Genomic DNA, 25,864 nt, shown 5'->3' with positions numbered 1-25,864 from the left:
CTCAGCCGATCTCGGCCAGCAGGTCACCGCCCTCGACCTGCTGGATCCGGTTGACCGCGAGCCGGGAGACCGTGCCGTCCTTGGCGGCGGTGATCGACGCCTCCATCTTCATCGCCTCGATGGTCGCCACCGTCGCCCCGGCCGCCACCTGGTCGCCCTCGGCGACCGCGAGGGTCACCACGCCCGCGAACGGCGCCGCGACATGGCCGGGATTCGAGCGGTCGGCCTTCTCGGTGGCCGGGATGTCCGAGGCCACCGCCCGGTCGCGGACCTGGATGGGCCGCAACTGGCCGTTCAGGGAGGACATCACCGTCCGCATGCCGCGCTCGTCGGCGTCACCGACGGCCTGCAGCTCGATCAGCAGCCGCACCCCGGGTTCGAGGTCGATGGCGTACTCCTTGGCCTGGCGCAGGCCGTAGAAGAAGTCCTTGCTGTCCAGCACGCTGGTGTCGCCGTAGGACTGGCGGTGGGTCTCGAACTCCCGGGTCGGGCCGGGGAACAGCAGCCGGTTGAGGGTGGCGCGCCGGTCCTTGACCAGGCCCGCGCGGTCGTCGGCGGTGAGGCCCGCGGGCGGCTTGGCCTCGGCGCGGCCGCGCAGGGCCTTGCTGCGGAACGGCTCGGGCCAGCCGCCGGGCGGGGTGCCCAGCTCGCCGCGGAGGAAGCCGATGACGGAGTCGGGGATGTCGAACCGGTCGGGCTCCGCCTCGAAGTCTGCCGGGGAGACGCCCGCGCCCACCAGGTGCAGGGCCAGGTCGCCGACCACCTTCGAGGACGGGGTGACCTTCACCAGCCTGCCCAGCATCCGGTCGGCGGCGGCGTACATGGCCTCGATGTCCTCGAAGCGGTCGCCGAGGCCGAGCGCGATGGCCTGGGTGCGCAGGTTGGACAGCTGACCGCCGGGGATCTCGTGGTGGTAGACCCGGCCGGTCGGCGCGGGCAGGCCCGACTCGAAGGGGGCGTAGACCTTGCGGACGCTCTCCCAGTACGGCTCCAGGTCGCCGACGGCCTGGATGTCGAGGCCGGTCGGGCGGGCGGTGTGGTCGGTGGCGGCCACGATCGCCGACAGGGACGGCTGGGAGGTGCTGCCCGCCATGGACGCGACCGCCCCGTCCACGGCGTCCGCCCCGGCCTGGACCGCGGCGAGGTAGGTGGCGAGCTGGCCGCCGGCGGTGTCGTGGGTGTGCAGGTGCACCGGCAGGTCGAACTCCCGGCGCAGCGCGGTCACGAGGGTGGCGGCGGCCGGGGCCCGCAGCAGTCCGGCCATGTCCTTGACGGCCAGGATGTGGGCGCCCGCGTCGACGATCCGCTCGGCGAGGCGCAGGTAGTAGTCGAGGGTGTAGAGCCGCTCGTCCGGGTCGGACAGGTCGGCGGTGTAGCACAGGGCCACCTCCGCGACGGCGGTCCCGGTCTGGCGTACGGCGTCGATGGCGGGGCGCATCTGGTCGACGTCGTTGAGGGCGTCGAAGATGCGGAAGATGTCGATGCCGGTGGCGGCGGCCTCCTGCACGAAGGCGTCGGTGACCTCGGTCGGGTAGGGGGTGTAGCCCACGGTGTTGCGGCCGCGCAGCAGCATCTGCAGGCAGATGTTCGGGACGGCCTCGCGCAGGGCGGCCAGCCGCTCCCAGGGGTCCTCGGCGAGGAACCGCAGGGCGACGTCGTAGGTGGCGCCGCCCCAGCACTCCAGGGAGAGCAGCTCGGGCAGGGTGCGGGCGACGACCGGGGCGACGGCGAGCATGTCCTTCGTACGGACCCGGGTGGCGAGCAGGGACTGGTGGGCGTCGCGGAAGGTGGTGTCGGTGACGCCGAGGGTGGGCGCCTCACGCAGGTTCCGGGCGAAGCCCTCGGGGCCGAGTTCGACGAGCCGCTGCCGGGAGCCCGCGGGCGGCAGTCCCTCGGGTACGGGGGGCAGCTTGGCCATCGGGTCGGCGAGGTCGGGCCGCTCGCCGTGCGGCCGGTTCACGGTGACGTCGGCCAGGTAGGTCAGCAGCTTGGTGCCGCGGTCGGCGGAGTGGCGGGCGGTGAGCAGATGCGGGCGCTGCTCGATGAACGAGGTGGTGACCCGGCCGGCCTGGAAGTCCGGATCGTCCAGCACCGCCTGGAGGAACGGGATGTTGGTGGACACCCCGCGGATGCGGAACTCGGCGACGGCACGCCGGGCGCGGCCCACCGCGGCGGCGAAGTCCCGGCCCCGGCAGGTGAGCTTCACCAGCATGGAGTCGAAATGGGCGCTGATGTCCGTACCGGCGTGGGTGGTACCGCCGTCGAGGCGGATGCCGGAGCCGCCGGGTGAGCGGTAGGCGCTGATCCGGCCGGTGTCGGGGCGGAAGCCGTTGGCGGGGTCCTCGGTGGTGATGCGGCACTGCAGGGCGGCGCCGCGCAGGGTGACGGTCTCCTGGGAGAGCCCGAGGTCGGCGAGGCTCTCGCCGGCGGCGATGCGCAGCTGGGACTGGACCAGGTCGACGTCGGTGACCTCCTCGGTGACCGTGTGCTCGACCTGGATGCGCGGGTTCATCTCGATGAAGACGTGGTTGCCGTCGCGGTCGAGGAGGAACTCCACGGTGCCCGCGTTGCGGTAGCCGATCTGCCGGGCGAACCGGACGGCGTCGGCGCAGATCCGGTCGCGCAGGGCCGGGTCGAGGTTGGGGGCGGGCGCGAGTTCGATGACCTTCTGGTGGCGGCGCTGCACCGAGCAGTCCCGCTCGAAGAGGTGGATGACGTTGCCGTGGCCGTCGGCGAGGATCTGCACCTCGATGTGGCGGGGTTCGACGACGGCCTTCTCCAGGAACACCGTCGGGTCACCGAAGGCGGACGCCGCCTCGCGCGAGGCGGCCTCGATGGACTCCCTGAGCTGGGCGGGGTCCTCGACGCGGCGCATCCCGCGCCCGCCGCCGCCCGCGACGGCCTTGACGAACACCGGGAAGCCGACGTCCTCGGCGGCGCGGACGAGTTCGTCGATGTCGTTGGAGGGCGCGGAGGAGCGCAGCACGGGTACGCCGGCCTCGCGGGCGGCGGCCACCGCGCGGGCCTTGTTGCCGGTCAGCTCCAGGATGTCCGCGTCCGGTCCGACGAACGTGATGCCCGCCGCCGCGCAGGCCCGGGCCAGCTCGGGGTTCTCGGAGAGGAAGCCGTAGCCGGGGTAGACGGCGTCCGCGCCGGCGCGCCGGGCCGCGCCGACGATCTCGTCGACGGAGAGATAGGCGCGCACCGGATGTCCCGGTTCGCCGATCTCGTAGGCCTCGTCGGCCTTCAGCCGGTGCAGCGAGTTGCGGTCCTCGTGCGGGAAGACGGCGACGGTCCGCGCGCCCAGCTCGTAGCCCGCACGAAAGGCCCGAATCGCGATCTCGCCTCGGTTGGCGACCAGCACCTTGCGGAACATTCGTGATCCCTTCGCCTGCGGGTGAGGTGCACCATGGTGTCGGCCCCGTCGCGCCGACGCCATGTGAACCTGGCCACGGCGAGCCCTGACACCCCTAGTAGCCGAACACCTGGGTCCAGGTCCAGTCGTCCTCCACGAGGCCGATGCCCATGGTGGTGAGGGAACAGTTGAGGATGTTCTCGCGGTGGCCCTGCGAGTTCATCCACGCCGCCATCACGGCTGCCGGGGTGGTCTGGCCGCGGGCGATGTTCTCGGCTCCGGGCGACGGATGTCCCTGGGCGGCGGCCCGGTCGGCGAAGGTGCGGCCGTCGAGGCTGGTGTGGTCGAAGTACTGGTTCTGCGACATGTCCTCGCTGTGCAGCTGAGCGGCCCGGGCGAGGCGGCCGTCGTGCGTCACAGGCCCACAACCGGCTTTCGCACGCTCGTTGTTGACGAGGGCGAGGACCTGCGCGGAGGGTGTGCCCGCGGGTGCGGTGGCGGGGGTCGCCGACGGACGGGGCGGGGGCGTCGTCGCCTTCTGCGGCTGCGGCTGCGGCTTCGTGCGTGAGGCTGTCGGCGTGGGCTTCGGGGACTTGGTGCTGGGCTCGGGTGAGGGGGACTTGCTCGGCGACTGGGACGGGGAGGGGGAGGGGGCCGCCGAGGTGGTGGGGGGAGCCGAGGAGGGGGCCGGGGGTGTGTCGGCAGCGGACTGCACCTTGTCGCCCTCGCCGTCCGGCTGCAGGCTCAGGGTCGCGACGGTGCCTCCGGTGATCAGTACGGCGACCGCGGCGGCCACGCCGGTGATGCGGCGGCGCTGGGATATTCGTCTGCGTCGGCCGTGGCCGTGGCGCCCTCGGGAGGGGGCGGTGCGCACCGGCGCGAGTACGGCCGTGGGGTCACCCTCTGCGGCTGCGGTGCCGGACTCCGGGTGGGTGTGAGCGGAGGCGTGCTCTGCCGGGGCCCCGGTGTGGCCGCGATCCGGATACCCCGGCACACCCGGGACCGCGCCGTGCCCGAACTCCGGATACCCCGGCCCCCCGGAGGCCGCACCGTGACCGGCGTCCGGATACCCCGGCACACCCGAAGCAACACCGTGACCGACGTCCCCATGCCCCGCCACACCGGAGGCCGCGCCATGACCGGCGTCCGGATACCCCGGCACACCCGAAGCAACACCGTGACCGACGTCCCCATACCCCGCCACACCGGAGGCCGCACCGTGACCGAAGTCCCCATGCCCCGCCGCACCCGAAGCCGCACCATGACCGAAGTCCCCATACCCCGCCGCACCCGAAGCCGCAGCCGCGGTTTCGGTGGTCGCGAAGGCGGTCAGTGCGGCGAGGCCGGTGAGCGCGGCGGCGACGGGCACCAGTCCCAGGCCGACCAGCAACCCCTCGGCCGGGACCAGCCCGCTCTGGTGGCCCGAGCACGGCACGCAGTCCCGGGCGTGCCGGGCGATGCGCTTGCGCCACAGCGGTGACGGGCGGCCGTCCCAGTTGCCGATCACCTGGCCGAGGTGACCGCACGGCGGCGTCGCGGCGAGCGCCCGTACCACCAGGCGGGCGGTCTCCAGCTGAGCCTTCATCCGCTGCACCCGCACCGCCGTGTGCTGCTGGGACAGCTCGAGCGCCGCGGAGACCTCCGCCCGGCTCAGCTCGCCGACGGCCTCCAGCCACCACAGCGACAGCAGCATCCGGTCGTCGCCGTCCAGCCAGCGCGTGGCCTGCGCCACCTCGCGCCGCTGGCCGTCCAGACCGAGGCGCAGGATCGTCAGGTCCACGAAGTCCGCGCCGGGGTCGGCCACGTCGTAGGCGTCCTCCAGTTCCGAGCCCGCCAGTGCCGTCTGCTGCCGGTACTGGTAGGTGCGGATCTGGTTCATCGTGATGGCCACGAGCCAGGACCGGAAGCTGGCGGGGTGGTGCAGCGAGCCGAGCGCGCGCAGGGCGCGGAGCATGGTCTCCTGCACGACGTCGTCGACGTCGGCATGTCCGTTCAGCGCCCGGCCCACGATGTTGTAGACCAACGGCAGATACGCGCCGACCAGCTCGTCCTGCGCCCGGAGGTCACCCCGCCGAGCCGCCTCGACCACGGCGCACTCGTGCTCTCCCATCGCTGCCATGCCTGACCACCACATCCGTTTCGGTTGCCGCATTCTTTCGCCCGGTACAAGGGGAGACCTCCGGCAGGGGGGTGCCATAACAGAAACCCCAGCGGGAACAGAAACCCCGCCGCTGACCTGCGGCCGCCGAATCGGCTGCCCCTGCGTGGTTCGTAGCGATGCGCTCCGCGGTACGCGACCATACGGACGCCGACCCGACACGAAACGGACACGGTGACAGGAAGAAGGACAATCATGCCCGGCAGTGAGAGCGAGAACCCGGTAATCCCCTCCCCGAGTCCCACCTCGACTCGGCCCAGGACGAACCGGGACTGGTGGCCCAATCAGCTGGACCTCCAAGTTCTGCACCAGCACTCGTCCCGCTCCAATCCGATGGAGGAGGACTTCGACTACGCGAAGGAGTTCGCGACCCTCGACGTGGAGGCGCTGAAGCGGGACGTCCTCGAGGTGATGACGACGTCCCAGGACTGGTGGCCCGCCGACTACGGTCACTACGGGCCGCTCTTCATCCGGATGAGCTGGCACGCCGCGGGCACGTACCGGATCGCGGACGGCCGGGGCGGCGGCGGCAGCGGTGCGCAGCGCTTCGCCCCGCTCAACAGCTGGCCGGACAACGCGAGCCTGGACAAGGCGCGCCGCCTGCTGTGGCCGGTGAAGCAGAAGTACGGCCGGAAGATCTCCTGGGCCGATCTCCTCGTGTTCACCGGCAACTGCGCCATGGAATCGATGGGGTTCAAGACGTTCGGATTCGGTTTCGGACGCGAGGACATCTGGGAGCCGGAGGAGATCTTCTGGGGGCCCGAGGACACCTGGCTCGGCGATGAGCGCTACAGCGGCGACCGGGAACTCACCGGTCCTTTCGGTGCCGTGCAGATGGGCCTGATCTACGTCAATCCCGAGGGGCCCAGCGGCAACCCGGATCCGATGGCCGCCGCCCGGGACATCCGCGAGACGTTCGGGCGTATGGCGATGAACGACGAGGAGACGGTCGCGCTCATCGTCGGCGGCCACACCTTCGGCAAGTGCCATGGCGCGGTCGACGTCAGTTACATCGGCCCGGAGCCCGAGGCAGCCCCCATCGAGCAGCAGGGGCTCGGCTGGCGGAACACCTACGGCCGCGGCGTCGGCCCGCACGCGCTCACCAGCGGGCTGGAGGGCGCGTGGACCTCCGAGCCGACCAGGTGGGACAACGGATACCTCAACAACCTGTTCGGGTACGAGTGGGAGCTGACGACGAGCCCGGCCGGTGCGAAGCAGTGGACTCCCACGGATGCCGCGGCCAAGGACACCGTGCCCGACGCCCACGATCCGTCGAAGCGGCACGCGCCCATGATGCTGACGACGGACCTCGCGCTGAAGGTGGACCCGGTCTACGGGCCGATCGCGAAGAGCTTCCACGAGAACCCGGACAAGCTCGCGGAGGCGTTCGCCAAGGCGTGGTACAAGCTGCTGCACCGTGACATGGGTCCCCTGTCGCGTTACCTCGGCCCGTGGGTTCCCGAACCGCAGCTGTGGCAGGACCCGGTGCCCGAGGTCGACCACGAGCTGGTCGGGGACGAGGACATCGCCGCCCTCAAGGCCACGATCCTCGACTCGGGGCTGTCCGTGTCCCAGCTGGCCACCACCGCGTGGGCGGCGGCGGCGAGCTTCCGCGGCACCGACAAGCGCGGCGGGGCCAACGGCGCCCGGATCCGGCTGGCACCGCAGAAGGACTGGGAGGTCAACGACCTGCCCGAGGTCACCGATACGGTGGCGGCCCTGGAGCGGATCCAGCGGGACTTCAACGCCTCGCAGACCGGCGGTACGAAGGTGTCGCTCGCCGACCTGATCGTCCTGGGCGGCTGCGCGGCCGTCGAGCAAGCGGCGAGGAACGCCGGGCACCCGGTCACGGTCCCGTTCGCCCCCGGCCGCACGGACGCCTCCCAGGAGCAGACCGACGCGGAGACGTTCGCCATGCTGGAGCCCCAGGCGGACGGGTTCCGCAACTACCTGCGGGCGGGCGAGAAGCTGTCGCCGGAGACCCTCCTGCTGGACCGCGCCAACATGCTCACCCTGACCGCGCCCGAGATGACGGTGCTGATCGGCGGCATGCGGGCCCTGAACACCGGCTTCAAGCAGTCCCGGCACGGGGTCCTCACCAACCGGCCGGAGACCCTGACCAACGACTTCTTCATCAACCTGCTCGACATGAGCACGGAGTGGAAGGCGTCGGCCGCGGACGAGAACGTCTTCGAGGGCCGGGAGCGCGCCACGGGCGAGGTCAGGTGGACCGCCACGGCCGTCGACCTCGTCTTCGGTTCGCACTCCCAGCTCCGGGCCCTGTCGGAGGTGTACGGCTCCAGGGACGCGGAGGAGAAGTTCGTGCGTGACTTCGTGACGGCGTGGGACAAGGTGATGAACCTGGACCGGTTCGACCTGTCCTGAGCGGAGCGGGCCGCCGTACGACTCAACCCCAGGCCGCTACCGGCACGAAGGAGCTGTCCTGCCGGAACAGGTCCGTCCCGTCGGACCGTTCCACCCGCAGCTGATAGCCGTAGTGCCGCAGGTAGCGGCCCGGGTAGTTGTACGACTCGAAGCGCAGCGCGCCCGTCGCCGTGCCGGTGCGGGCGATGAACGTGGCGTCCCGGGCGAACGCCGCGGTGCCGTTGTCCGGGTCGAAGCGGGCGCGGAAGTCGTAGTGGCGCAGGTAGGCGCCGGAGGCGTCGCGGAAGGAGTAGCCGCCCGCGTCGGCGAGGCCCGCGGTGACCGTGAAGGTGGCCGCCTGCTTCTCGGCGGTGGTGCTGGAGGCGCTCACCACGGGGAGGTTGAGCAGGGCCGACTGCTGCTGCCAGTGGCGGGTGGGGTAGTTGGCGGACCGGAAGGAGCGGGTGGTGCCGCGGGCCAGGCTCGGACCGCCCGGCACGGTCTCCTTGACCACCGTGAAGTGCCGGGCCGTGCCGGAGATCGCGGGCAGTGCGGCCGGTGCCGACCAGGTGGCGAAGGTGTCGTGGCTGTCGCTGTAGTAGTACCTGCCGTCGCCGTAGCCGTCGAAGAACATGCGCCAGGCGCCGTTGTCGAGCTGGACCAGCGCCGGGCCCTCGCGGTAGCTGCCCCAGCCGGCCCAGTCGCCCGTGCGGGAGATCGTGTAGGGCCCGGCGAGGGAGGTCGCGGTGCCGTACTCGATGTACTTCGTGGTCTCGTTCTTGGTGAAGGCGTGGTAGGTCGAGCCGGTCCGCACCAGGAAGGTGTCGATGTGGTTGGCGCCGATGCCGGTCAGGGCGACCGGTGAACTCCACGCGGTCAGCGCGGAGTTGGTGGCCCTGAGCCGGTACGGCGTGAAGATCCACTCGTCGTTGGTCGTGGAGCAGGACACGATGACGTGCACGCTGCCGTCGCCGTCGACGAAGAACTCCGGTGCCCAGGCGCGGGAGAGGTTCGCGATCGGGACCGGATGGTCGTAGAGGAAGGTCCAGTTGACCCGGTCCGTGCTGCGCGCGAAGCCGATGGTGGTGCTGGTGTCCTGCCAGGTGCGGGTCGTGTAGGTGACGTAGTAGTAGCCGTCGGTGTGCCGGATGACGCTGGCGTCGCGGATGCGGCCGGCGGGCGGGGTGTAGGCGGCGGAGCGCAGCAGCCGGAAGTCGGTGGCGTCGTCGGACTGGTAGACGTTGACCGTGCCGTCGTTGCTGTTGAGGAACGGCACGATGGTGTAGCGGGTGGCGGAACCGCTCGGCGGCGCGGCGGCGGCGGCCGTGCCGAGCAGTCCGGGCGCCTCGGACAGCAGCAGGGCCGAGGCGGGCAGGGCGGTCATCGCCCGGAGCAGGGTGCGGCGGGACGGGGTGGGGCGTTGCGGGGTCATGGGCGGCTCTCCCTCTGACGCGTGGGGCACACACCGAGTTGTTCGACTTACCGAACTCGGTTCGGAAGATCGGTCAGAAGGTAGGGGTGGGACGAGAGTGCGTCAATGGTCCGCGCACCGCTCGACACAAGCCGAGGCAAAGGCCGCCCCAGAGGCTACTGTTCAGTAGACAAGGCCGTCACCGGAGGTGCCCCGTATGACGTTCGACCGTTCCGCAGGGCTCACCGAGTCCGCCCGTGCGCTGGCCGACGGGGAGGTGAACTCCCAAACCCTGGTCGAGCGGGCGCTCGCGCGCATCGAGGCGACACGGGGCTCCCTCAACGCCTTCCGGATCGTCCGCGCCGAGGCGGCGCTCGCCGAGGCGGACGCGGCGGACCGGGAACTCGCCTCGGGCGGACGGCGGCCGCTGCTCGGCGTGCCGGTCGCCGTCAAGGACGACATGGACGTCGCCGGGGAGCCCACCGCGTTCGGCTGCCAGGGGGAGTTCCCGCCGGTCGCCGAGGACGGCGAGGCGGTACGGCGGCTGCGCGCGGCCGGGGCCGTGATCGTCGGCAAGACCAACACCTGCGAACTGGGGCAGTGGCCGTTCACCGAGGGCCCGGCCTTCGGCGAGACCCGCAACCCGTGGAACACCGAGTACACGCCGGGCGGTTCCTCGGGCGGTTCGGCCGCCGCCGTCGCCGCCGGGCTGGTCCCCGCCGCGCTCGGCTCGGACGGCGCCGGATCGGTGCGGATCCCGGCGTCCTGGACCAACCTGGTCGGCATCAAGCCGCAGCGCGGCCGGATCTCGACCTGGCCGCGCGGCGAGTCCTTCCAGGGCATCACGGTCAACGGCACGCTGGCCCGTACGGTCGCCGACGCGGCCCTGCTGCTGGACGCGGCGAGCGGCAACCACGCCGGGGACCCCTGCCGTCCCCCGGCCATCGACGCCTCGGCGGCCGTGGGCCGCGACCCCGGACGACTGCGCATCGCCCTGGCCCTGAAGCCCCCGTTCACCGCGGTACCCGCCCGGCTCCGGCCCGAGGTGCGCGACAAGGTCGTCGAACTCGCCGAGAAACTGGCCGCGCTGGGACACATCGTCGAGGAGGCCGATCCGCCGTACGGACAGATCGGGCTGGCCTTCGTGCCGCGGGCCACCATGGGGATCGCCGAGTTCGTGAGCGAGTCGCCCTTTCCCGCGCTGCTGGACCGGCGCACCCTGGGCGCCGCCCGGCTGGGCCGGCTGCTCGGTGGGGCACCGCTGCGGGCGGCCCGGCGCGCCGAGGCGGTGCTGCACCGCCGTATCGGCACGTTCTTCGAGGCCTACGACGTGATGCTCGCGCCGACGACGGCCGCTCCCCCGCCGCGGATCGGCGCGCTGCTGGGGCTCGGCGGGCTCGCCACCGACCGCGCGATGATCGCCGCCTGTCCCTTCGCCTGGCCGTGGAACGTGCTGGGCTGGCCCGGCGTGAACGTCCCCGCGGGCTTCGTGGAAGGCGGTCTGCCGGTCGGCGCCCAACTGCTGGGACCGGCCCACAGCGAGCCCCTTCTGCTGTCGCTCGCCGCCCAGTTGGAGGCGGAACTGCGCTGGCACGAGGCATGGCCGCCGGGGCAGCTCGCCTCGGACATCCCGGCCGGATAGACCGGCGGGGTGCCCGGCGCCCGTTCGCCTCCGCGCAAGCCCTACCGTGATCCCCGTGACTGCGTCCACCGAAGAGAACATCCCCGGCCGCCAAGGCCCCTTCGCCACCGTCGAGGCCGACCCCCGCGAGGTGGGCCGGGTGCACACCGAGTACTCGCCCGCGCACGACGGCGACCCGGATCCCGGGGAGATCGTCTGGACCTGGGTGCCGTACGAGGAGAACGACGGCCGCGGCAAGGACCGGCCCGTGCTGGTGGTGGCCCGGGAGCCGGGCGGCACCGTCCTGGCCGTGCAGTTGTCCAGCAAGCGGCATGACGCGCACCGGGACTGGGTGGCGATCGGGCGCGGGCCCTGGGACCGGTCCGGGCGGGACTCCTGGGTCGCCGTGGACCGGGTGCTGCGGCTGCACGAGCGGGGCATGCGGCGCGAGGCGTGCGCATTGGACCGGATGCGGTTCAACGCGGTCCGCCACCGGCTGCGGGAACGCTACGGCTGGAGCTGAGGCTCCGGACACGGGAACGGGAACGGGAACGCTACGGCTGAAGCTGCGGCGCCGGGAACGCCCGTTCGAAGGCCGCTCGGGTCGTCGTCCGCGGGGTCCGGTCGAGGATGCCGAACACGACCCGCTCGAAGCGGCCCGCGAACCGTCCGCCCGGGCCCAGCAGCGCCCGGAACGCACCCGCCACCTGCCCCGGTTCGTTCTGGAACACTCCGCAGCCCCAGGCGCCGAGCACCAGCCGCCGGTAGCCGTGGACGGCGGCCACCTCCAGCACCCGCTCGGCGCGCACCGCGAGGGCCCCGGGGAGGTCAGCGGCGCGCTCCGGTGCCGTACGCCTGACGACTCCCGCGTTCGGCGCCGCGGAGGTGAGGAATCCGGCCGTGTACGGCGCGTCCAGCAGGCGTCCTCGGTCGTCGCGGAAGACGGGCACGCCGGGTGAGTGGATGACCCGGTCGGTGTAGAAGGGGTCGCGGTGGGCCCGGTGGTGGTCGTAGAACTCGCGGACCTCGATCAGGCAGGCGTAGAGCGCGGAGGCCCGGCACAGGGCCTCCTCCTGGGCCTGGGCGCCGTTGAGATAGCCGCCGCCGGGGTTGCGCGCCGAGGAGAAGTTCAGGACGGCCGTCCCGGGGCCGAGGCGGCGCGCCGCCTCCAGGCTGCTCTCACCCGTGACCTCGATGTGCGTGTCCACCGGGGAGGCCGGGGGCACCGGCACAGGGCCGGGCCCGTACCTGCGCGTGCCCTGCCTGGCGGCTTCCACCGCCGCGGCGATCGACACCTCACGGCCGTCGGACGCGGGGTAGGAACCCGCGGCCACGATCCGCTCCGTCTGCTGTGCGAGCTCCCGCAGGCGCGCGCTCATGGCGCCACCCCCGTGAGCGCCTTGAGCGCGCGCCGGGCGCACTCCCCCGTCGTGCTCATGTACGCATCGTGGGCGATGGGCCACGGGTGGTGCAACGGAGTTTTTCCGGCCCGCGAACGGGCCCCGAAACCGGCGGGAACCGGATGTGTCCGATCCGGAACATCCCGGGAGGCGCCCTTGTGCGGAGCCCGCTCAGCGTCTTGGGTGGGACGAGTGTGCCGTCCCGGCCCACCCGAAATGCCGGGCCGGTGGCATGGTGGAATATCAGGAGGATTCCGATATGCCAGATTCATCCGGCGGTTCGCCGCCGAGCGGCTGTACCAAGCCCCGGACCTCGGTGTCCGAGGCGGAGGTCGAGGCCCTCGTCCGCGGCATCTGCTTCAAGACCGGCCCGCCGCGCACCCTCGGGGTCGAGGTGGAATGGCTCGTCCATGAGCTGCGCAGCCCGCAGCTTCCCGTCACACCCGAACGACTGCGCGCGGCCTACGCCGCCCTGCGGACCGTGCCCCTGAGGTCGGCGCTCACCGTCGAGCCCGGCGGCCAGCTGGAGCTCAGCTCGCCGCCCGCCGCCTCCCTGATGGAGTGCATCGGTACCGTCTCCGCCGATCTTGACGCCGTCCGCGCGGCCCTGCGCGAGCACGGTCTCGGACTGGTCGGCATCGGCCAGGACCCCTGGCACGAACCCCGCCGCTATCTGCGCGAGCCCCGCTACGACGCCATGGAGGCCTGCCTGGACCGCAGAGGTCCGGCCGGGCGCGCCATGATGTGCACCTCGGCCTCCGTCCAGGTCTGCCTCGACGCCGGCCACGAGGAGCCGGGCCCGCTGGGTCACGTACGGCGCTGGTGGCTCGCCCATCAGCTCGGCGCGGTCCTGGTGGCGGCCTTCGCCAACTCCCCCCTCGCCGGGAACGAACCCACCGGCTGGCGCTCCACCCGGCAGATGCTGTGGATGGAGATCGGCGCGGGCCGGGCGGGCGCTCCCCCGCTGGACGAAGATCCGCGCGCCGCATGGGCCCGGCATGTGCTGGACGCGCCGGTGATGTGCGTACGCCAGGACAGCGGGCCGTGGGAGATCCCGGAGGAGCTCACCTTCCGGGAGTGGACCAGGTCGGCGGTGCCCAGACCGCCCACCCGGGAGGACCTCGGCTATCACCTGACGACCCTGTTCCCACCGGTCCGGCCGCGGGGCCATCTGGAGCTGCGCATGATCGACGCGCAGCCGGGCGAGGACGGCTGGATCGTCCCGCTCGCCGTGACGGCGGCCCTGTTCGACGACCCCGCGGCCGCGGAGACCGCCTACCGCGCGGTGAAGCCGCTGGCCGAGCGGGCGGTGCCGGTGCCCGCGCCGCACAACCCGCTGTGGACCGACGCGGCCCGGCACGCGATGAGCGACCCCGAACTGCACGAGGCCGCCGTCATCTGCTTCGCCGCCGCGCTGGAGGCGCTGCCCAGGATGGGCGCCACCCCCGAGGTCACGGAAGCCGTCGCGGCCTACCGGGACCGCTACATCGCCCGGGGCCGATGTCCCGCCGACGACCTGCTCGACCGCCTGCCCGGGAAGGACATCCGCACATGACCGACCCCGCCATCGATCCCGAGACGCTCCGGGAGCGGGCCGTGACCACGCTGGTCACCGCGCGGGACCGCACCACCCTGCTCACCAGTTGCGTCGAGGACCCCGACCTCACCGCGCAGCACTCCCCGCTGATGTCGCCGCTCGTGTGGGACCTGGCGCACATCGGCAACCAGGAGGAGCAGTGGCTGCTGCGGGCCGTGGCGGGCCGGGAGGCCATGCGCCCCGAGATCGACAGCCTCTACGACGCCTTCGAGCACCCCCGCTCCGAGCGCCCCACCCTGCCGCTGCTGCCGCCCGCCGAGGCCCGCCGGTACGCCGCCGACGTGCGCGGCCGGGTCCTGGACCTGCTGGAGAGCACCGCGTTCCACGGCACCCGGCTGACCGAGGCGGGCTTCGCCTTCGGGATGATCGCCCAGCACGAACAGCAGCACGACGAAACCATGCTGATCACCCATCAGCTGCGCAAGGGGCCGCAGGCCCTCACCGCCCCGGACCCGGAACCGGCCCCGCTGTTCACCGGTCCGGCCGAAGTCCTGGTCCCCGGCGGCCCGTTCACCATGGGTACCTCCACCGAGCCGTGGGCGCTGGACAACGAACGCCCCGCGCACCGGCGCGAGGTGGCACCCTTCTTCATCGACACCACGCCCGTCTCCAACGGCGCCTACCAGGCGTTCATCGAGGACGGCGGCTACGACAACGAGCGCTGGTGGGCCCCGGTGGGGTGGGCCCACATCCGGCAGCACGCCATCCAGGCACCGCTGTTCTGGCGGCGGGACGGCAAGCAGTGGCTCCGGCGCCGGTTCGGGGTCACCGAGGTCGTACCGTCCGACGAGCCGGTGCTGCACGTGTGCTGGTACGAGGCCGACGCCTACGCCCGCTGGGCCGGCCGCCGGCTGCCCACTGAGGCCGAGTGGGAGAAGGCCGCCCGCCACGACCCGGCCGGCGACCGCTCCGCCCGCTACCCCTGGGGCGACGCCGACCCGGCCCCCGAGCACGCCAACCTCGGCCAGCGCCATCTGCGTCCGGCGCCGGTCGGCAGCTACCCCGAGGGCGAATCACCTCTCGGCGTACGGCAGTTGATCGGCGATGTGTGGGAGTGGACGGCGAGCGACTTCCTGCCCTACCCCGGGTTCGTCGCCTTTCCGTACAAGGAGTACTCGGAGGTGTTCTTCGGGCCGGACCACAAGGTGCTGCGCGGCGGTTCGTTCGCCGTGGACGCGGTCGCCTGCCGGGGCACGTTCCGCAACTGGGACTACCCGATCCGCCGGCAGATCTTCGCCGGGTTCCGCACGGCCCGCTCGGAGGCGGTCTGATGTGCCGTCATGTGGCGTATCTGGGACCCGAGAAGCCGCTCGCCGACTGCCTGGTGCACCCTCCGCACGGCCTGTACCGCCAGTCCTGGGCCCCCGGACGGCAGCGGTACGGGACGGTCAACGCCGACGGTTTCGGCGTCGGCTGGTACGCGGCCGGTGATCCGGTGCCGGCCCGGTACCGGCGGGCCGGGCCGATCTGGGCGGACCTGTCCTTCGCCGATCTCGCCCGCGTCGTCAGGACGACGTCCCTGCTGGCCGCGGTGCGGGACGCGACGCTCTCCGGGGCGGACGCGGAGGCCGCGGCGGCGCCCTTCGCCTCCGGCACCTGGCTGTTCAGCCACAACGGCGCCGTCCCGGGCTGGCCCGGCTCCCTCGCACCGCTCGCCGGGACCCTGTCCGCGACGGACCTGCTGTCGCTGGAGGCCCGCAACGACTCGGCGTTCGTGTGGGCGCTGGTCCTGGCCCGGCTGCGCGCCGGGGACGGCGAGGCCCGGGCCCTGGCCGACACCGTCCGGGAGGTCGCCGAGGCGGCCCCGGACGCCCGGCTGAACCTGCTGCTGACCAGCGGCGACAGCATTACGGCAACCGCCTGGGGCGACACGCTGTGGTACCTCACCGCACCCGGCCGCGGCACGGTCGTGGCCTCCGAACCGTACGACGACGATCCGCTCTGGCACGAGGTCCCGGACCGCACGCTCCTCGTCGCGAGCCGCACGGACGTCACTCTCTCCCCGCTGAAGGAGCCGGGCGAGTCCTCGGCCCCCGCACCGTCGAAGGAGCCCCGCACGTGAGCCCGTTCCTTCTCACCCGCCAGCTGCCCGAGGACGCCACGGAGGCCGCCCTGCGCGCCGACGTCCTGCACGGCCTGACCCGCACCCCGAAGACACTCCCGCCGAAGTGGTTCTACGACGCCCACGGCAGCGAACTGTTCGAGCAGATCACGGAGTTGCCCGAGTACTACCCCACGCGTGCCGAACGGGAGATCCTGGTCGACCGCGCCGACGAGATCGCCGCGGCCACCCGCGCCCGCACCCTGGTCGAACTCGGCTCCGGCTCCTCGGAGAAGACCCGGTACCTCATCGACGCGCTCACCGACCTGCACACGTACGTCCCGGTCGACGTCAGCGAGAGCGCCCTCACCCAGGCCGGGCACGCCCTCATCGGGGAGCGGCCCGCCCTGGACGTGCACGCGCTGATCGCCGACTTCACCGGCGGGCTCACCCTGCCCGACACCCCGGGCCCCCGGCTGATGGCGTTCCTCGGCGGCACGATCGGCAACCTGCTGCCCGCCGAGCGGGCGGCCTTCCTCGCCCGGGTCCGCGCGCTGATGGCGCCGGGGGACGCCCTGCTGCTCGGCACGGACCTGGTCAAGGACGAGCAGGTGCTGGTCAGGGCGTATGACGACGCGGCCGGGGTGACGGCCGCGTTCAACAAGAACGTCCTGACCGTCGTCAACCGGGAACTGGGCGCCGACTTCGATCCCGGCGCCTTCGCGCACGTGGCGCTGTGGGACGCCGGCAACGAGTGGATCGAGATGCGGCTGCGGTCCCTGGCCGCGCAGACGGTGAAGGTGCCCGCCCTGGACCTCGCCGTCGACTTCGCGGCCGGCGAGGAGCTGCACACCGAGGTGTCGGCGAAGTTCCGCAAGGAGGGCGTGCGCGGCGAACTGTCCGCGTCGGGGCTGGAGCTGACCCACTGGTGGACGGACCGGGACGGCCGGTTCGCGCTGTCGCTGAGCGTGGCGCGGTGACGGACGGCTCGCGCGATGTCCCACCGTGGGGCACCGTGGAATGACGCGTGTGAGAGGAGCACCCACATGTCGAACCACACCTACCGGGTCACGGATATCGTCGGCACCTCGCCCGAGGGCGTGGACCAGGCCATTCGCAACGGTATCGAGCGGGCTTCGCAGACCGTGCGCAACCTGGACTGGTTCGAGGTGACCGAGGTACGCGGCCAGCTGAACGACGGGCAGATCGCGCACTGGCAGGTGACCATGAAGGTCGGCTTCCGCCTGGAGTAGACCGGCCGGCGGGCGTGCCGCCCCGGTCCGCTCAGGTCCGCCCCTCCCGCTCCTGCGCGGTCTTCAGCGCGGCGGAAGGGGCGGTCCAGCGCGCCCGTACGACGGTGAACCCGGCCTGTTCGGCGTCCGCGCACACCAGCTCGTCGTCGTCCACCAGGACCCGGATCCGACGGGTCCTGGCCAGGCGGCGGAGGATCTCCAGCTTGGTGCGCCGGGCGGGCCTGCGGTCGGTGTCGCGCCGCATGTACACACGGCCCTCGGGCAGTTGCTGGGCCGCGAGCCACTCCAGGGTGTCCGCACGGCAGCGTTCGGGCCGCCCGGTCAGATAGACGACCTCGCACTCCTCGGCGCTGTCCAGCACCAGCGCGATGCCCTCGGGGATCGGCGGGTCCGCGGGCGCGGCCGCGAAGAAGGCGTCCCAGTCACGGGGCCGGGACTCCAGGAACCGCTGCCGGTGGGCGGTGTCGGCGAGCGTGTTGTCGAGGTCGAACACGGCGAGCGGGCGCTTGCTGCTGTCGGTCACGCCGTCCACCCTACGCAGCGGCCGCCCGGTGACCGGGGCGGCCCCGGCAGGCGCCACACTTCTGTCATGCCTTTGACGCGCCGCACCTCCCTGACCGCTTCCGCCTGCACGCTCGTCGTCTGCCGGGGCTGCTGCTGCGGCAACGCCCGCAAGCACCCGGGCACCGATCACGAGGGGCAACTGGAGGTGCTGCGCGCCGCGGCCGCGGAGCACGGCTTCCGGATCCGTACGACCGACTGCCTGGGCCCCTGCGATCAGGCCAATGTCATCGTCGTCGGCCCCTCGGCGGCGGGCCGGCGTGCCGGAGGGCGGCCGACCTGGGTGGGGTTCGCCACGGATTACGACAGCACCGAGGAGATCGTGCGCTGGCTGGCGGCCGGCGGACCCGGTGTGGCCGAGCCGCCGGTCGCGCTGGAGCTGCAGTTCATCGACCCGCCGAAGGACGCGCGGGTCCGCTCCCGCCGCTGACCACCGGCTTCAGTTGTTAATGGGATCCATTTTCATGTAGCGTCCTCGACGTTCACCCACCGAGGAGGTTCGTCATGGCCGTCCCCAAGCGGAAGATGTCCCGCAGCAACACCCGCCACCGCCGAGCGCAGTGGAAGGCCGCCACCCCGACCCTGGTGCCGGTCACCGTCGACGGCGTCCGGCACCTGGTGCCGCAGCACCTGGTCAGGGCCTACGAGCGAGGGCTGCTGCACCCCGAGGGCTGAGCGGAGAAGCGCTCGCCCGGCGGGAAGGAATCCTGACGCCGGCCCGGTGTTGTACCCGGTATGAGTTCCGTGATCGCGCAGACCCGCTTCTCCGTCCTCGACCGCTCCCGCACCCGCGAGGGCCACTCGAACGGCGAGGCGCTGCGTGACACCATCGCCCTGGCGCGGGAGCTGGAAGGGCTCGGTTACCACAGGCTGTGGGTCTCGGAACACCACGGCGTCCCCGGCGTCGCCGGTTCCGCCCCGACCGTACTGGCCGCCGCGGTCGCCTCGGCCACCCGCACGATCCGGGTGGGGACCGGCGGGGTGATGCTGCCGAACCACCAGCCCCTCGTCGTCGCGGAACAGTTCGGGGTGCTGGAGTCCCTCTTCCCGGGCCGGATCGACATGGGCCTCGGCCGTTCCGTCGGCTTCACCGACGGGGTGCGCCGGGCGCTGGGCCGGGACAAGGACGACGCCGAGGACTTCACCGGGCAACTCGACGAACTGCTCGGCTGGTTCCGGGGCACGTCGCCCACCGGGGTGCACGCGCGTCCCGCCGAGGGGCTGACCGTGCCGCCGTTCGTGCTCGCGATGGGGGAAGGCGCCGCCATCGCGGCCCGCGCCGGGCTGCCCCTGGTCATCGGTGACCTCAGGAACCGCCCGAAGATGCAGCGCGGCATCGATCACTACCGCGCGAACTTCCGCCCCTCCCCCTGGGCCGCGGAACCCTACGTCGTCGTCTCCGGCACCATCGCCGTGGCCGCCACCCCCGAGAAGGCCCGGCGCCTGCTGATCCCGGAGGCCTGGTCGATGGCGTACTCCCGCACGCACGGCACCTTCCCGCCCCTGCCGCCCGCCGAACGCGTCGAGGCACTGACCATGACCGCCAAAGAGCGCGGCTTCTACGAGCAGGGCCTCACCGGCCACATCGCCGGCACCGAGGAGCAGGTCGCCGACGAGCTGGACATCCTGCTGAAGGAGACGGGCGCCCAGGAAATCCTGGTCACCACCAGCACCTACGACCGCCCGTCCCTGCTGGACTCCTACCGCCGCCTCGCCGGGATCAGGGGAGCTTCCGGGTGACCGATGCCGCCTCGGCGTCGTGGACCCGCGGACGACTCTTCGGGCCGGTCCCGTAGAATTGCGGAGTTTGTCCCCTCGATCCACGGAGTCCCCTCCATGCCCGAGCCTCACGACCCGTACGTCCGTGTCCGGGGCGCCCGTGAGCACAACCTCAAGGGCGTGGACGTCGACATCCCGCGGGACGTGCTGGCCGTGTTCACCGGCGTCTCCGGTTCGGGGAAGTCCTCGCTCGCCTTCGGCACGATCTACGCCGAGGCGCAGCGCCGCTACTTCGAGTCGGTGGCGCCGTACGCGCGCAGGCTGATCCATCAGGTGGGGGCGCCGAAGGTCGGGGAGATCACCGGACTGCCGCCCGCGGTCTCCCTGCAGCAGCGCCGCTCGGCGCCCACCTCCCGCTCCTCGGTCGGCACGGTCACCAACCTCTCCAACTCGCTGCGCATGCTCTTCTCCCGCGCCGGCGACTACCCGCCGGGCGCCGAACGGCTCGACTCCGACGCCTTCTCCCCCAACACGGCGGCCGGGGCCTGCCCCGAGTGCCACGGCCTCGGCCAAGTCCACCGTACGACGGAGGAGTTGCTGGTCCCCGACCCCTCGCTGTCGATCCGGGACGGTGCCGTCGCCGCCTGGCCGGGCGCCTGGCAGGGCAAGAACCTGCGGGACATCCTGGACGCGCTCGGCCACGACGTGGACCTGCCCTGGCGGGAGCTGCCGGCCGAGCAGCGGGAGTGGATCCTGTTCACCGACGAGCAGCCGGTCGTCACGGTGCATCCGGTGCGGGACGCCGAACGGATCCAACGGCCGTACCAGGGCACGTACATGAGCGCCCGGCGGTACGTCATGAAGACGTTCTCCGACTCCAAGAGCGCGACTTTGCGTGCCAAGGCGGAGCGCTTCCTGGTCAGTGCGCCCTGTCCGGCCTGCGGCGGCAGCAGGCTGCGCCCGGAGGCCCTCGCGGTGACCTTCGCCGGCCGGACGATCGCCGAACTCGCGGCGCTGCCCCTGGTCGAGCTCGCCGGGATCCCGCACGGCACCTCCGAGACCGCCCGCGTCCTCACCGAGGACCTCGCCTCCCGGATCGCCCCGGTCCTGGAGCTGGGCCTCGGCTACCTCAGCCTCGACCGCGCCACCCCCACCCTCTCCGCGGGCGAGCTCCAGCGCCTGCGCCTCGCCACCCAACTGCGCTCCGGACTCTTCGGCGTCGTCTACGTCCTCGACGAGCCGTCCGCCGGACTGCACCCGGCGGACACGGAGGCGCTGCTGACGGTGCTGGCACGGCTGAAGGCCGCCGGGAACTCGGTGTTCGTGGTGGAGCACCAGCTGGACGTGATGCGCGGCGCCGACTGGCTGGTGGACGTGGGCCCGCGCGCGGGCGAGCACGGCGGGCAGGTGCTCCACAGCGGACCGCCGGAGCGGCTCGCCGCGGTCGAGGAGTCGGCGACGGCCCGTTTCCTCTTCGACCGCGCCCCTACCCCCGTACGCGAAGTGCGCACCCCCACGGGGCAGTTGAAGGTCGGCCCGGTCACCCGGCACAATCTGCGCGCGGTGACGGCCGAGTTCCCGCTCGGGGCGTTCACCGCGGTCACCGGGGTCTCCGGGTCCGGGAAGTCCACCCTGATCGGGGAGATCACGGAGGACCTCGCGGGCGTCGGGCGTCTGGTCTGCGTCGATCAGAAGCCCATCGGGCGCACCCCGCGCTCCAACCTTGCCACCTACACGGGCCTGTTCGACGTCGTGCGGAAGGCGTTCGCGGCCACGGACCAGGCGCGGCAGCGGGGTTACGGTGTCGGCCGGTTCTCCTTCAACGTCGCCGGCGGGCGCTGCGAGACCTGTCAGGGCGAGGGGTTCGTCAGCGTCGAGCTGTTGTTCCTGCCGAGCACGTACGCGGCGTGCCCCGACTGCGGGGGCGCGCGCTACCGTCCCGAGACGCTGGAAGTGACGTACCGGGGGCGGAACATCGCGCAGGTGCTGGACCTCACCGTGGAGGCGGCGGCGGACTTCTTCGCGGACACCCCGTCCGTCGCCCGCAGCCTCGGCACGCTGCTCGACGTCGGCCTCGGCTATCTGCGGCTCGGGCAGCCCGCGACCGAGCTGTCCGGCGGCGAGGCCCAGCGGATCAAGCTGGCGAGCGAACTCCAGCGCGGCCGGCGCGGGCACACCCTGTACCTCCTCGACGAGCCGACGACCGGACTCCACCCGGCCGACGTCGAGGTACTGATGCGGCAGCTGCACGGCCTGGTCGACGCCGGGCACACCGTGGTCGTCGTCGAGCACGACATGGCGGTGGTGGCGGGCGCGGACTGGGTGATCGACCTCGGCCCCGGCGGCGGTGACGCGGGCGGCCGCATCGTGGCGACGGGGCCGCCGGCGGAGGTGGCACGGACGGAGGGGAGCGCCACGGCGGGGTATCTGGCCCGCGCGATGGCCGCTTCCTAGCCGATCAGGCTCCTAGAGCAGGCTGAGGGCCCGCATCGCGTCGCGTTCGATGCGGGCGAGCTCGTGGAGGATGGTTCCGGCCTGCTCGAGGTTCTCCACGTCGCCCGATTCCCCCGCTGTCGCGACGAGCCCGGCCACCTGGGTCCAGAGGGTGGCGGCCTCGGAGTACAGACGGTGCCCGGTGCGCAGGTGGCTGTTGTCGATCAGCTGGGCGGACTCGGCGAGGAAGTCCCGGTAGAGATTGCGGAACAGGGCGCCGCCGGTGCCGGCCTTCTCCATGAGGACGGCCGCCCGGGGCAGGTCCTCCTGCGGATTCGCGCTGCGCCGCAGCCACTTCGGTACTTCTTTGGCCGCTTTCTCGATGCCCCGGTCGCCCAGGTTCGCAATCGGTGGGTTCAGGAAGGCGTGGGCGCACTTCTTGATCGCGGGGATGATCCGGTCCTGCGGTGACGGCGCGTTGCCGGGCGCCGTGATGGTGAAGGAGCGGTGCCTGGCGGTCATGGGGCCGCGCTCGGCTCTGGCCCTGGCCAGCCCGGCGAGCCCGGTCGAGACGGCTCCGCCCTGCGCGGCGGTGTCCACCAGGTAGGCGTCCTGTTCGTCGTAGCCGTACATGGCCACGACATGCCCGCCGAAGTGCACCTTGGTGCTGAAGTAGTCCAGGTGGTAGCTGTCGAGCTGCAGGCCGACCGGCCGGCCGGCGTCGAGGGGTCCCGCCACGTCCTGCCACGCCTTGCGTGCCGATGTGGTCTCCCTGACCTGCAGTTCGAGCCCGAGTTCGGCGGCCAGGTTCCTCGTGAGTTCGAACGGCTTGACGCGGCCTCCCAGGAAGGGAAAGCCCATGGCTTTGCTGTCCCAGTAGAGGAAGGACAGCCCGGAGCCGAGGCCGAACAGCGCGGGCTCGGACAAGTCGAGTCCTGCATGCCGCAGCAACACGCCCAGCGCCGTCGTCTCGCAGTGCTGCATACCGCGGACGTCGATGTCCTTCACCATCGTCATGCCGCTCATTCTTACTGTCCCTCTCATTCTTACTGTCCCGCACGCCCCCTCGGCCCCCGCGACCGCTCCGCCGCCGGCGCCGCGTGCGCCCAGGAGAGTTCTCCTCCGGCCGGTCGCGGCTGGGCCGCCCGTGCCAGGGAACGGCGGTCGGGGTGGGTGCCCGCCGGGATCTCGGGGCGGATCTCGACCTCGGCGACCAGGCGGCGGGCCATGACCACCCGCCACAGCGAGGAGAGCAGGGAGTCCTCCCCGACGAAGGCGGGCGCGGTGCTCGCCGGACCGCCGTCGAACCGGTAGCTCAGCCGCACCGGCTGCACCGCCACACCGGCGTCCAGCGCGGCCTGGAACACCGCCCGGCGGAAGGGGCCCTGCGCCCGGCCGCACCAGGTGCTGCCCTCCGGGAAGGCGACCACCGCGGCACCGGAGCGCAGGGTCCCGGCGATCCGGGCGACCGTGTCCGGCAGCGCGCGCAGCCGGTCCCGCTCGATGAACAGGGCGCCGCTGCGCGCGGTGAGCCCGCCCGCCACCGGCCAGCGCCGGATCTCCGCCTTGGCCAGCATCCGGGCCGGGCGCACCGCCGCGAGCAGCGGGATGTCCAGCCACGAGATGTGGTTGGCGACCAGCAGCAGACCTCCCTGGGGCGCCGCCGCACCGGTGATGCGCACGCGTACCCCACTGGCCCGGACCACGGCCCGGCTCCACCACCGGATCAGCGGGTCCCGGCGGGTGGCGGGGACGGCCCCGAACACCGGCAGCAGGGCGATACCCACGGCCAGCGTGACCAGCAGTGCCCCGAGCCGCAGGGTCGCGCGCGGCACGTCGGCCAGGGAGCGGGCGGAGGCGACGCAGACCTGCGGGGAGCAGGGCGCGGTCGGCAGCCAGGCGCTCGACGGCACGACCGGGCGGGGCACGGCCGCCGCCACCCGGCGCTCACTCCGCGGGGGCAGGACCCGCACCCCCACCGGCACCGTGCGCAGCATGGTCATCAGGCCGGGACGAGCGAGAGGAAGTGCTTCAGATAGCGCGCGTTGACCCGGCGCATCGACAGCAGCACGTACAGGTCGGCGACCCCGAAGTCCGGGTCGTGCGCGGGCTCCGCGCAGACCCAGGCACCGAGGCGGAGGTAGCCGCGCAGCAGCGGGGGCAGTTCGGTACGGCCCTCGGGGCGGGCCACGCCCTCGGCGTTCCAGGGCAGCAGCGGACGGACCCGGTACTCCTCGGGCGCCAGGTGCTTGTCCCGCACCCGGTCCCAGGTGCCGGCCGCGAGGGCGCCGCCGTCGGCGAGCGGGACGGAGCAGCAGCCGGCCAGCCACTCGTGGCCGTTGTCCACCATGTAGCGGGCTATCCCGGCCCAGATCAGGCCGATGACCGCGCCGTCGCGGTGGTCGGGGTGGACACAGGAGCGCCCCACCTCGACCAGGCCCGGCCGGATCGGGTCGAGGGGCGCGAGGTCGAACTCGCCCTCCGAGTAGAGCCCTCCGGCGACCGCGGCGCGGTCCGGAGGCAGCAGCCGGTAGGTGCCCACGACCTGGTCGGTGAACGTGTCCCGGACCAGCAGGTGGTCGCAGTACGCGTCGAAGGCGTCGATGTCGTGCCCCGGCTGCGGGGTGGACAGCAGGGCGCCCATCTCCCCGGCGAAGACGTTGTGCCGCAGCCGCTGGGCGGCCCGCACGTCGTCCTCGGTGCGGGCGACGCTGACGGTGTAGCGGGTGGGGGCCGCCGGCTGCGGGGGGCGGTCGAGCGTGGAAACGCCGGTCATGGCTGACTCCTGGTCACGGGCCGGGGACGGTTGAGCGGCCGAACCAGTTCTTCCGACACCGGGCGTCCGGGGCGTGACCGGCGTCAGGAGCGGGGATGTGAGGTTGTTGAACGGAACGCTCGGGCCGCCGTCACCGGGGCGGCGCGCACCCCTCCAGCCAGTACCGCGTCTCCGCGGCGTCGAGCACCCGCTCCAGGACGAGGTCGCCCTTCATGTGCGGGAAGAACCGGCCCGAGGGCCAGCTGCGCTCGTAGGGCGGCGGGTCGAGGACCAGCAGGCGTACGCCGTCGACGACCGGGATGTCGGCGGGCGTGCCCTCGTTCCACACCCACTCCCCGCCGGGCGCCACCAGGTTGAACGATCCCACGGTGTGCACCTGCCCCGGCGCGTCCCGGCAGACCGCCGCCTCCTGCGGGGAGGGGGCCCGGCCGGGCACATGGCCGCCGCCGACGAGGACGTCCGCGAGCAGGGTGTGCAGCTGGAAGTTGTCGCCGATCCCGCTCATCCGCAGCCGGTAGCCGGTGCCGGTGGGGCGGTGCAGCACGACCAGCGGCTCGTCGTCGAGGACGAGCAGGGCGTACGTCAGGCACTTGAACTCGTGGCCCGACGCCTCCGCCACGGTCCGCACCGCCCGCAGCAGCCGGGCGCGCAGCGAGCCGTCCAGCGCGGTGCGCACGGCGGGGTGGTTGAGCATGGCGAGGGACGCCATCTCCCACTGGGGCATCGACAGCCAGGCCAGGGCAGGCTCCCACCCGGCGCGTTCGAAGAGCGCCGGGTCCGCCTCGCCGGGCTCCGGATCGGGGAAGTCCCCGCCGCCGGTCTCCGCCCAGCGCTCGCAGAACTCCCCCACCGCGGCCAGCGTCTCGGCCAGCTCCACGAAGACGTACGGCGCGCAGGGCGCCGGGTCGGCGCCGCGCTCCACGCAGGCGCCGACGATGACGGCTATGGTGGCGCGCGGCCCCGGGGGCACCTCGGGCAGCAGCGCGGCCAGCCGCGGGGCGGCCTGGGCGGCCTCCTGCGGTGCCGCGTCCTGAAAGCTCCGGTACAGCTCGTGGAACGCGTCTTCCGCCCGGTCCGGTTCCTGTGCGCGCACGGCGGCCTCGAAACGGCCGACGGCCTCAACCAGCCACTCCCGCTGGTGACTTCCCATGATCATACGGGCAGCGTAGCGAGCC

Annotated in this window: 21 protein-coding genes; 12 read left to right on the top strand and 9 right to left on the bottom strand. The window is 72.7% G+C overall.

Annotated features, from left to right (window positions below):
• Position 1 precedes the first annotated feature (1 nt).
• Both ACWD11_RS29485 and ACWD11_RS29480 read right to left on the bottom strand, forming a co-directional pair.
• Complete coding sequence (locus ACWD11_RS29485) at positions 2 to 3,376, bottom strand: pyruvate carboxylase (RefSeq protein ID WP_451286616.1); 3,375 nt, start codon at positions 3,374 to 3,376, stop codon at positions 2 to 4.
• A gap of 94 nt (positions 3,377 to 3,470) precedes the next feature.
• Entirely contained in the window at positions 3,471 to 5,474 is a 2,004-nt protein-coding gene (locus ACWD11_RS29480; RefSeq protein ID WP_451286614.1) for a sigma-70 family RNA polymerase sigma factor, read from the bottom strand.
• A gap of 234 nt (positions 5,475 to 5,708) precedes the next feature.
• Between ACWD11_RS29480 and katG the strand changes: the two genes are divergently transcribed.
• Positions 5,709 to 7,898 carry a catalase/peroxidase HPI gene (katG, locus tag ACWD11_RS29475; RefSeq protein ID WP_389418924.1) on the top strand — a complete coding sequence of 730 codons (2,190 nt, stop codon included), beginning with the start codon at positions 5,709 to 5,711 and terminating at the stop codon, positions 7,896 to 7,898.
• A gap of 22 nt (positions 7,899 to 7,920) precedes the next feature.
• Here katG and ACWD11_RS29470 read toward each other — a convergent pair whose 3' ends face one another.
• Positions 7,921 to 9,309, bottom strand: coding sequence for a glycoside hydrolase family 43 protein (locus ACWD11_RS29470; protein WP_451286612.1), 1,389 nt, complete (start codon positions 9,307 to 9,309; stop codon positions 7,921 to 7,923).
• Between the two features lie 196 nt (positions 9,310 to 9,505).
• On the opposite strand from ACWD11_RS29470, the gene ACWD11_RS29465 reads away from it, so the two are divergent.
• Complete coding sequence (locus ACWD11_RS29465; RefSeq protein WP_451286610.1) at positions 9,506 to 10,930, top strand: amidase; 1,425 nt, start codon at positions 9,506 to 9,508, stop codon at positions 10,928 to 10,930.
• 55 nt (positions 10,931 to 10,985) lie between these two features.
• Positions 10,986 to 11,432 (top strand): type II toxin-antitoxin system PemK/MazF family toxin, encoded by a 447-nt coding sequence (locus ACWD11_RS29460; protein WP_389418927.1) that lies wholly within the window; start codon positions 10,986 to 10,988, stop codon positions 11,430 to 11,432.
• A 31-nt stretch (positions 11,433 to 11,463) separates the two neighbouring features.
• On the opposite strand, the gene ACWD11_RS29455 is transcribed toward ACWD11_RS29460, so the two are convergent.
• A complete protein-coding gene (locus ACWD11_RS29455; RefSeq protein WP_451286608.1) occupies positions 11,464 to 12,288 on the bottom strand; it encodes a TIGR02452 family protein in 825 nt (274 codons plus the stop codon).
• A 280-nt stretch (positions 12,289 to 12,568) separates the two neighbouring features.
• Between ACWD11_RS29455 and egtA the strand changes: the two genes are divergently transcribed.
• From egtA to ACWD11_RS29430, 5 genes are all read left to right on the top strand, one after another.
• Positions 12,569 to 13,864, top strand: coding sequence for an ergothioneine biosynthesis glutamate--cysteine ligase EgtA (gene egtA / locus ACWD11_RS29450; RefSeq protein WP_451286606.1), 1,296 nt, complete (start codon positions 12,569 to 12,571; stop codon positions 13,862 to 13,864).
• Positions 13,861 to 15,177 (top strand): ergothioneine biosynthesis protein EgtB, encoded by a 1,317-nt coding sequence (gene egtB, locus ACWD11_RS29445; RefSeq protein WP_389418930.1) that lies wholly within the window; start codon positions 13,861 to 13,863, stop codon positions 15,175 to 15,177. Before egtA ends, egtB begins: the two co-directional genes overlap by 4 nt.
• The gene (egtC, locus tag ACWD11_RS29440; RefSeq protein ID WP_451286604.1) at positions 15,177 to 15,968 is read left to right on the top strand and encodes an ergothioneine biosynthesis protein EgtC; all 792 of its coding nucleotides are present in this window, start codon (positions 15,177 to 15,179) and stop codon (positions 15,966 to 15,968) included. Before egtB ends, egtC begins: the two co-directional genes overlap by 1 nt.
• Positions 15,965 to 16,927 carry an L-histidine N(alpha)-methyltransferase gene (gene egtD, locus ACWD11_RS29435; protein WP_389418932.1) on the top strand — a complete coding sequence of 321 codons (963 nt, stop codon included), beginning with the start codon at positions 15,965 to 15,967 and terminating at the stop codon, positions 16,925 to 16,927. The genes egtC and egtD overlap by 4 nt, the downstream gene beginning before the upstream one ends.
• Positions 16,928 to 16,993: 66 nt before the next feature.
• Positions 16,994 to 17,200, top strand: coding sequence for a dodecin (locus tag ACWD11_RS29430; protein WP_389418933.1), 207 nt, complete (start codon positions 16,994 to 16,996; stop codon positions 17,198 to 17,200).
• A gap of 31 nt (positions 17,201 to 17,231) precedes the next feature.
• Here the strand turns inward: ACWD11_RS29430 and ACWD11_RS29425 are convergent, their stop codons facing one another.
• Complete coding sequence (locus ACWD11_RS29425) at positions 17,232 to 17,723, bottom strand: phosphatase domain-containing protein (protein WP_389418934.1); 492 nt, start codon at positions 17,721 to 17,723, stop codon at positions 17,232 to 17,234.
• A gap of 66 nt (positions 17,724 to 17,789) precedes the next feature.
• Between ACWD11_RS29425 and ACWD11_RS29420 the strand changes: the two genes are divergently transcribed.
• From ACWD11_RS29420 to ACWD11_RS29405, 4 genes are all read left to right on the top strand, one after another.
• Positions 17,790 to 18,191, top strand: coding sequence for a (2Fe-2S) ferredoxin domain-containing protein (locus ACWD11_RS29420; RefSeq protein WP_389418935.1), 402 nt, complete (start codon positions 17,790 to 17,792; stop codon positions 18,189 to 18,191).
• A gap of 74 nt (positions 18,192 to 18,265) precedes the next feature.
• On the top strand, positions 18,266 to 18,436 hold the full coding sequence (gene rpmF / locus ACWD11_RS29415) for a 50S ribosomal protein L32 (RefSeq protein ID WP_389418936.1): 171 nt from the start codon (positions 18,266 to 18,268) through the stop codon (positions 18,434 to 18,436).
• 60 nt (positions 18,437 to 18,496) lie between these two features.
• Entirely contained in the window at positions 18,497 to 19,501 is a 1,005-nt protein-coding gene (locus tag ACWD11_RS29410; protein ID WP_389418937.1) for an LLM class flavin-dependent oxidoreductase, read from the top strand.
• Positions 19,502 to 19,597: 96 nt separating this feature from the next.
• Positions 19,598 to 21,934, top strand: coding sequence for an ATP-binding cassette domain-containing protein (locus ACWD11_RS29405; RefSeq protein ID WP_389418938.1), 2,337 nt, complete (start codon positions 19,598 to 19,600; stop codon positions 21,932 to 21,934).
• A gap of 12 nt (positions 21,935 to 21,946) precedes the next feature.
• On the opposite strand, the gene ACWD11_RS29400 is transcribed toward ACWD11_RS29405, so the two are convergent.
• From ACWD11_RS29400 to ACWD11_RS29385, 4 genes are all read right to left on the bottom strand, one after another.
• Positions 21,947 to 22,930 (bottom strand): BtrH N-terminal domain-containing protein, encoded by a 984-nt coding sequence (locus tag ACWD11_RS29400; protein ID WP_451286600.1) that lies wholly within the window; start codon positions 22,928 to 22,930, stop codon positions 21,947 to 21,949.
• A gap of 29 nt (positions 22,931 to 22,959) precedes the next feature.
• The gene (locus tag ACWD11_RS29395; protein ID WP_451286598.1) at positions 22,960 to 23,916 is read right to left on the bottom strand and encodes a lysophospholipid acyltransferase family protein; all 957 of its coding nucleotides are present in this window, start codon (positions 23,914 to 23,916) and stop codon (positions 22,960 to 22,962) included.
• Positions 23,916 to 24,689, bottom strand: coding sequence for a GNAT family N-acetyltransferase (locus ACWD11_RS29390; protein WP_389418941.1), 774 nt, complete (start codon positions 24,687 to 24,689; stop codon positions 23,916 to 23,918). Before ACWD11_RS29390 ends, ACWD11_RS29395 begins: the two co-directional genes overlap by 1 nt.
• Before the next feature lie 130 nt (positions 24,690 to 24,819).
• Positions 24,820 to 25,845: a hypothetical protein gene (locus tag ACWD11_RS29385; protein WP_451286596.1), complete on the bottom strand. Its 1,026-nt coding sequence runs from the start codon at positions 25,843 to 25,845 to the stop codon at positions 24,820 to 24,822.
• Positions 25,846 to 25,864 lie beyond the last annotated feature (19 nt).

It is taken from the genome of Streptomyces sp. NPDC002776, from assembly GCF_053592195.1.
Note: the sequence above shows the minus strand (reverse complement) of the source record. Positions and strands in the feature narration are given on the sequence as shown.